Below are 7,628 nucleotides of genomic sequence, written 5' to 3'. Positions count from 1 at the left end.
CTTCTAAGAAGGCAAGCCCCCTTCGCTCCAAAAAGCTGGACCGGAAGAGCGAAAATACGCTATCATTCAAGCTTTTATTCCATCCGATGGTCATTCGCCGCGGCATACCGCGCGCCTCGATCGGACCCCTCGCTCTCACGATCGGGAATTTCGATGGGGTGCACCTGGGCCACCAGGCCATGCTCTCGCGCCTGGCGGCAGCGGCGCGCGCCCTGGGCCTTCCTGCTTGCGTGATGACCTTTGAGCCCCACCCGCGGGAATTCTTCGCTCCCGATCAGGCGCCTGCCCGACTCACCAGCCTGCGGGAAAAGCTGGAGTTGCTGGACCGCGCCGGTATTGATCGAGTGCAGATCGTGCGTTTCGATTACCGTTTCGCCCAGGTGAGCGCAGAGGACTTTGTCACTGAGGTGGTACACCGGGCGCTGGGCGCCCGCTGGGTGCTGGTGGGGGACGACTTCCGCTTCGGCGCCCGACGGGCAGGAGACTTCGCCATGCTCCTTCGCCTGGGTCATGCGTTGGGTTTCCAGGTGGAAGCCATGTCCACGGTGAGCGTGGGAGACTTGCGGGTTTCCAGCACTGCGGTGCGCGAAGCGCTCGCCCTCGGGGACCTGGACACGGCCCGCCGGCTGCTTGGCCGCCCCTACAGCATCAGCGGTCGGGTAGTGGACGGCCAGAAACTGGGCAAAAAGCTCGGCTTTCCCACCGCCAACGTGCTCATGAAGCGGAACCGCCCGCCCTTCATGGGCATCTTCGCGGTGGAGGTGGAAGGCATCGAGGCGCGGCCGCTGCGGGGGGTGGCAAGCCTGGGGGTGCGGCCCACCGTCCATGACCAAGGGCGCCCCACCTTGGAAGTGCACCTGCTCGACTTCGACCGCCTGATCTACGGCAGGCACCTGCGGGTCAACTTCCTCGCCAAGCTGCGAGACGAAGAAAAGTACCCGGACCTGGAGAGCCTCGCTCGCCAAATCGCCCGCGACGTGGAGCAGGCTCGCCAGCTTTTCGCTGCCATTGACCAGCGCCCGCCCGCGTTGTGCTAACCGCCCGTTGCATGAACAGAATCCTTGCTTATGACGGACTATAAAAAGACGCTGAACCTTCCCGAAACTCCTTTCCCCATGCGTGGCGACCTGGCCCGACGCGAGCCCCTCATGCTCAAGCGCTGGCAGGAAAAGCGCCTCTATCAGCGGGTGCGGGAAGCCGCTCGCGGCCGGCCGAAGTTCGTCCTCCACGACGGACCGCCCTACGCCAACGGCGACATCCACATCGGTCATGCGGTCAACAAGATCCTCAAGGACATCATCATCAAGAGCAAGACGCTGGCGGGATTCGACGCTCCCTACGTACCGGGTTGGGACTGCCACGGGCTGCCCATCGAGCACCAGGTGGAGAAGCAGTACGGGAAGCATCTGCCGCCCGCCCGGTTCCGGGAGCTGTGCAGGCAATACGCCGCCACTCAGGTCAAGCGCCAGAAAGCGGACTTTATCCGCCTGGGGGTGCTGGGGGACTGGGACCATCCCTACCTCACCATGGACTACAAGACCGAAGCCGACATCATCCGCGCCTTCGGCCGAATCCACCGCAACGGCTACCTCCAACGGGGAGAGCGGCCGGTCAACTGGTGCCTGGAGTGCGCATCTGCCCTGGCGGAAGCAGAGGTGGAGTACGAAGACCGCCGCTCGCCCGCCATCGACGTGGCTTTCCCGGTGGCGGACCTAGGGGCGCTCGCCCGAGCGCTGGGTCTGTCCTCCTTGAACGAGCCCGCTTACGCGGTGATCTGGACCACGACGCCCTGGACCCTGCCGGCGAACCAGGCCGTCGCCGTGCACCCGGAACTCACCTACCTGCTGGTCCAAACCCCTAGGGGGCTGCTGATCCTGGCTCAGGATCTGGCGGAAGCGTGCATCAAGCGCTACGGATATGAGTCGGTGGAGGTATTCGCCCGCTTCAAGGGCGCCCGCCTCGAGGGCATCCCCCTCAGGCATCCGTTCTACGATCGGCAGGTGCCCCTCATTTGCGCAGAGCACGTCACCCTGGAGGCAGGCACAGGACTGGTGCACACGGCCCCCGCCCATGGCTTGGAAGACTTCGTCGTTGGCAGCCGCTACGGTCTTCCAGTGGACAATCCGGTGGGCGACGATGGTCGTTTTTTTTCCGCCGTCGCCCTGGTGGGAGGGCTCTCGGTATGGGATGCCAACCCGGTGATCATCGAAGCGCTGGAGAAAAACGGCGCGCTGCTGCACCAGGAGACCGTTCAGCACAGCTATCCCCATTGCTGGCGCCACAAGACCCCCATCATCTTCCGCGCCACCACCCAGTGGTTCATCATGATGGACACCGACACCCACCGCGGCCCGGACGGAATGCCGCGGGAGCATCGGAAGCTGAGGGAGGTGGCCCTGGAGGCCGTGGCCGCGACCCAGTTCTTCCCGAACTGGGGCCGGGCGCGGCTGGAGGCCATGATCCGCAACCGGCCCGATTGGTGCGTCTCCAGACAGCGCAGTTGGGGCGTGCCGATCCCCTTTTTCGTGGACCGGGAATCCGGCGAGCTGCACCCGCGCACCCTCGAGCTGCTGGAGGAGGTTGCACGACGGGTGGAAGTGCACGGCATCGAAGCCTGGTTCTCCTTGGATGCGGCAGAGCTGCTGGGGCCGGAGGCGCAGCGCTACCAGAAGCTCACCGACACCCTGGACGTGTGGTTCGATTCCGGCGTGACTCATGACACGGTGTTGAAGCGTCATGCCGATCTCGCCCACCCGGCCGACCTCTACCTGGAGGGCTCCGACCAGCACCGGGGGTGGTTCCAGTCATCACTGCTCACCGGCGCGGCGATCGATGGCCGCGCCCCATACCGGGCGCTCCTCACCCACGGCTTTGTGGTGGACGGGGAAGGCCACAAAATGAGCAAGTCCCGAGGCAACGTGATCGCCCCGCAGCAGGTGGCGGGAACCCTGGGCGCCGACATTCTGCGGCTGTGGGTGGCAGCCACCGATTACTCCGGCGAGCTCTCCATCTCCGACGAGATCTTGAAGCGGGTAGTGGAGATGTACCGGCGCATCCGCAACACCTTGCGCTTCCTGCTGGCCAACGTGTCCGACTTCGATCCCCGCCACCATGGCCTCCCCGTGGAGCAATGGCTGGAGATCGACCGTTATGCCTTGGCACTACTGGGCTCGCTTCAGCGCTCGGTCATCGATGATTACGGGCGCTACGAATTCCACCTGATCGTGCAGAAGCTCCATCACTTCTGCTCCGAGGAGCTGGGCGCTTTCTACCTCGACATCCTCAAAGATCGGCTCTACACGACGGGACGCGACAGCAGGCCGCGCCGTGCGGCGCAGAACGTCCTGCACCACATGGCCCACAGCCTGCTGCGTCTGTTCGCCCCTATCCTGTCGTTCACCGCAGAGGAAGCCTGGGAAGTCCTTACCGGAGAGCCCGAAGACAGCGTGTTCCTGCACTTGTGGCACCCGCTTCCGGAACTTGCAGATCAAGAGCGGCTCATGGCCCGCTGGAGCAGGATCCGGGAGGTGCGCTCGGCCGTGCAAAAGCATCTGGAGGGCCTGCGGGTTGAGGAGAGAATCGGCTCCTCCCTGCAAGCCAGCGTAGAAATCCGCGCCCGGGGTGAGACGTACGATATTCTTGCCTCCCTGGGAGATGATTTGCGCTTCGTGCTCCTCACTTCCCACGCGGTTGCAGTCCGGGTTGAACAGGCCGAGGATGAAGGGGTTTCGGCCGTGCCGATCCCTCATCCCAAGTGTGAGCGTTGCTGGCATTATCGCGCCGACGTGGGACACGACCCCGACCATCCCACCCTCTGCGGTCGCTGCATCACAAACCTTTTTGGCACGGGCGAGCCTCGCTTTTATGCGTGAGCAACAAACCCGCCAACAAGCTGGCGGCCGGTCCTACCGCACGCTGGCCCTGCTGGTGGCCGGCTTCGTCCTGATCATGGACTTCCTGACCAAGCGCTGGGTCGAGGCGAGCCTTGCCCCTGGCGCCGTGGTTCCGGTCACTCCCTTCTTCAACCTCGTGCTGACCTTCAACCGAGGTGCCGCCTTCAGCTTTCTCGCCGATGCCTCCGGCTGGCAGCGGGAATTTTTCATCGGCATCGCCGTGGCCGCGTCGGCCTTGATCCTCTACCTTCTCCAGCGCTACCGTGGCGAACTTCTTTTCTGCCTCGCCCTGGGGCTCATCCTGGGCGGAGCGCTGGGAAACTTATGGGACCGGATCACGCTGGGTCACGTGGTGGATTTCCTCGACTTCCACCTGGCTGGCTACCACTGGCCCGCCTTCAATGTGGCAGACGCGGCGATCACATGTGGAGCGTTGGCGTTGCTGTGGGACGCCTTCCGCGGAAGCCGGAGACAGCGGTGAGCGCGGCTGGCCGGCGGATCGCTTGCAGCGGTAACCGGGTAAGCTTGCACTATCGGCTTGCGGCCGCCGATGGCACCGAAATCTCCAGCACCTTTGGGCAAGCCCCTGTCCTTTTCACCCTGGGCACGGGTGAGCTTCACGCTAGCCTAGAGCGGGTCGTGCTGGGCCTTGCCCCGGGCGAGCGGCGGATGGTCTTTCTCGCGGCAGCGGAAGCTTTCGGCCTGAGCCAGCCCGAGCGGGAGCAGGTCCTTCCCCGGGAAGCCTTTCCTGCCGAAATGGCGCCGGAGCCGGGCCAGCTGCTGGAGTTCACACTCCCGAGCGGCGAGACTTTGCCCGGCGTCGTGCGCCGGGTGGGAAAGGACGCGGTAACGGTGGATTTCAATCACCCTTTGAGCGACTGCGACGTGATTTTCGAGGTGGAGTTGGTGGAGATCCTGGAATAGCCGCGCCGCCATTGAGGTACCCGCCGGCATCGGCATGGGCTAGTATCGCCTTTGGCAAACTTTTGGATCAACGCAATTATGGACGTTCTTCTCGCCAATCCCCGCGGTTTCTGCGCTGGCGTCGACCGGGCAATCGAAATCGTCGAGCGGGCGCTTGCCCTCTACGGTACACCGGTCTACGTGCGCCATGAGGTGGTACACAACCGCTATGTGGTGGAAGACCTGCGCCGCAAGGGAGCGATCTTCGTGGAAACCCTGGAAGAGGTGCCTCCGGGCAGTGTGGTCATCTTCAGCGCCCACGGCGTGTCCCAGGCGGTGCGCCGCGAAGCGCAAGCCCGGCAACTGCGAGTGCTGGACGCGACCTGCCCCCTGGTCACCAAGGTCCACGTGGAAGTGGCCCGCATGCGGGCCCAAGGGCGGGAAATCGTCATGATTGGTCATCGCGGGCATCCGGAAGTAGAAGGCACCATGGGCCAGTGCGAGGGGGGCATCCACCTGGTCGAATCGGTCGAAGATGTGGAGCGGCTCCGAGTAGCGGACGAAGCCCGTCTTGCCTTCGTCACCCAGACCACCCTCTCGGTGGACGATACCCTCAAGATCGTGGCAGCCCTCAAGCAACGCTTTCCCCGCATCGTGGGCCCCCGCAAGGACGATATCTGCTACGCCACCCAGAACCGCCAAGATGCAGTGAAACTCCTGGCCCGCCAGTGCCCGGTGATCATCGTGGTGGGCTCGCCCAACAGCTCTAATTCCAACCGCCTGCGAGAGGTGGCCCAGAGCGCCGGCGCCCGGGCCTACCTGGTGGACTGCGCACAGGAAATCCAACCGGCCTGGGTGCAGGGGCAGCTCCGGATCGGCGTCACCGCCGGGGCATCGGCGCCGGAGCTGCTGGTGCGTCAAGTGGTCGTGCGCCTGCGGGAGCTGGGGGCGGAGCAAGTGATCGAGCTGGAGGGCATTGAAGAGGCGGTTACGTTTCCACTTCCCAGAGCATTGTTGCCCGCCAGCGCGGAAGGATGACTCGCCAGCGGTCGGGGCGAGGCACGGTTGGGAGCGGCGTTGGCACAGCCGAAACGCACAGCCCAAGACCCGGGCACGGCGCGCCGCGGTGCACCGTGCTACCGGGAATTATTTGATCAGCTCCCGCCAGGAGATCTTGCGCCCGCCCCCGCCGCCACCGCCCGTATGAACGCCCAGTGTCTCCTTGTTTCCGGCAGCGCCAGTGGTAATTACCTTGAGTTGGCCGCTGGGAAGCCGCACGATCACCATGCCCACGGCCAGGGTGTTGCCCGGCAGCTTGGTGGCCACGATGTGGGAGGGCGCCGTCGCCACGTAGCTACCCGTGGCATAGTTGAACTGGTAGATCCAACTCTCGCCTCCCACCGTGCAGGCTGTCGCACTGGGGATGTTGCTGGCTACCACCAGGGTGCCCAGCACGAGTTGTGGATCTAGATTGACCCGCTCGCCCGGAGACACGTTTCCAGGATTCAGATCCACATACCATCCGCTCCCTGAGCTCCAATCCACTGGATTGTTGCTGACGGTGCGGGTTGTCGGATCCAATTGGGTGATGGTCTGCTGCACGGCACCACTCGTGCGGAAATTGCCGTAAGCAACGTTGCTGTCCTTGATGGCATAGACCGACTGCTGGTATGCGTAGGGAAGACCCAGCGTGGCAGGGTCCACCAAGTCGTTCACCCCCAGGTAGCGTCCCGTGCCGAGAAAGATCACTCGATAACCGGACACCAACCCGAGCTCGGGCGCGACCGTCACCGACTGGGGCTTGCCGCTGCTGTCCTTGAGCTCGGCGATTTTGAGCACCGAAGGCGGGTCGGTCTGCAGATCGAAGCGCCACACGTTGCCCAGCAGATCGCCACCGTAGACCCATTTAGCCGTGTTGTTCAGGTTGAAGTCGTCAGCGTAGGCGCTGATCCTGGCCAGGCCACTAGGCGTCGCCGTATCCCCTACGCCCGTGTCCACCTTGCGGAGCACCGAGCCCGTCTCGGCGTCGAGGACGAAGAGATAGCCGCGCCCCGTGCCCGGGCTCACATTGTTGTAACCGGAGGTCACCAACACCACCCATTTGCCGTCCGTCGGCCGCTGGGTGATCACCGGGTTGCCGTAGCTGTAGCCCAAGTCCGGATCAGACACGGCGCACAAAGCACTGTCATGGCAGATCTCCCACAGGGCCTTGGGATTGGCCGGATCGGTGATGTCCAAGGCATAGTACCCCCGTCCGCCAGCGTTTAACCCTCCCACCAGGATGGTCCGCCAGGCCCCCCCGATCACCACGTCCATGACCTGGGGCGAGCCATCGACGAAGAAGCTGTGGGCGGCGGCATAATTGGCTTCCGCTAGCTTATAGAGGTTTGGCAACAGCATGCGAGGCACATAAGCCCAGCGCTCCTCACCCGTATCGGCGTTGAAGGCATGCAGCATGCCATCGTTGGCCGCCACGTAGAGCATCGCCTGGCGGGTGCTATTCGCTACCTTGAACGTCGCGTAGTCGGGGCTGGCGGGATGGGTAAAGCCAAACCGAGGGGCCTTTACATACACCGGTTTCGCGCTCACCGGATCCCCCAGCGCCAGCTCCCGATCCCGGTAAAGGATGCCCTCGTGCTGGGTCTGGCCCCGCAGGTAATTCACCAGGTTCTGCCCCTTGTTGGCCTCTGCCTTCTGGGCATCGGTCAGGGAGGAGCATTGAGAGAACGTCCCGCAGATCTTGTTGTTGAAATATCCCTGCTCCCCCGAGGTCAGACTGGCCCATGAAAACGCCTTTAGTTTTGTGGTCGCGCCCGAATCGAAGGTGTAGAT

General features: G+C 63.9%; 6 protein-coding genes. 5 read left to right on the top strand and 1 reads right to left on the bottom strand.

All coding sequences use genetic code 11. The features are described from left to right. Positions 1–86 precede the first annotated feature (86 nt). From V7Q81_RS13340 to ispH, 5 genes are all read left to right on the top strand, one after another. Complete coding sequence (locus V7Q81_RS13340) at positions 87–1,037, top strand: bifunctional riboflavin kinase/FAD synthetase (protein WP_333844124.1); 951 nt, start codon at positions 87–89, stop codon at positions 1,035–1,037. A gap of 30 nt (positions 1,038–1,067) precedes the next feature. Continuing rightward, positions 1,068–3,872, top strand: a complete 2,805-nt coding sequence (gene ileS / locus V7Q81_RS13335; RefSeq protein WP_333844122.1) for an isoleucine--tRNA ligase — start codon at positions 1,068–1,070, stop codon at positions 3,870–3,872. Next, the gene (gene lspA, locus V7Q81_RS13330) at positions 3,865–4,374 is read left to right on the top strand and encodes a signal peptidase II (protein WP_333844119.1); all 510 of its coding nucleotides are present in this window, start codon (positions 3,865–3,867) and stop codon (positions 4,372–4,374) included. The genes ileS and lspA overlap by 8 nt, the downstream gene beginning before the upstream one ends. After that, positions 4,371–4,817, top strand: a complete 447-nt coding sequence (locus V7Q81_RS13325; protein ID WP_333844116.1) for an FKBP-type peptidyl-prolyl cis-trans isomerase — start codon at positions 4,371–4,373, stop codon at positions 4,815–4,817. The genes lspA and V7Q81_RS13325 overlap by 4 nt, the downstream gene beginning before the upstream one ends. A gap of 78 nt (positions 4,818–4,895) precedes the next feature. After that, on the top strand, positions 4,896–5,834 hold the full coding sequence (gene ispH / locus V7Q81_RS13320; RefSeq protein ID WP_333844113.1) for a 4-hydroxy-3-methylbut-2-enyl diphosphate reductase: 939 nt from the start codon (positions 4,896–4,898) through the stop codon (positions 5,832–5,834). A 108-nt stretch (positions 5,835–5,942) separates the two neighbouring features. Here the strand turns inward: ispH and V7Q81_RS13315 are convergent. After that, positions 5,943–7,628: pilus assembly protein (locus V7Q81_RS13315; protein WP_333844111.1), on the bottom strand; the 1,686-nt coding region annotated here is incomplete at its 5' end.

The organism is Pelomicrobium sp. (assembly GCF_036803785.1).
Taxonomy (GTDB): Bacteria; Pseudomonadota; Gammaproteobacteria; order Burkholderiales; family UBA6910; genus Pelomicrobium.
The sequence above is the reverse complement of the archived record's forward strand: the minus strand, read 5'-3'. Positions and strand labels throughout refer to the sequence as shown.

What these genes read in the sequence shown, in the direction of transcription:
- V7Q81_RS13340 (WP_333844124.1), top strand. Translation starts at nt 87, where the DNA reads ATGGTCATTCGCCGCGGCATACCGCGCGCCTCGATCGGACCCCTCGCT.
- ileS (WP_333844122.1), top strand. Translation starts at nt 1,068, where the DNA reads ATGACGGACTATAAAAAGACGCTGAACCTTCCCGAAACTCCTTTCCCC.
- lspA (WP_333844119.1), top strand. Translation starts at nt 3,865, where the DNA reads ATGCGTGAGCAACAAACCCGCCAACAAGCTGGCGGCCGGTCCTACCGC.
- ispH (WP_333844113.1), top strand. Translation starts at nt 4,896, where the DNA reads ATGGACGTTCTTCTCGCCAATCCCCGCGGTTTCTGCGCTGGCGTCGAC.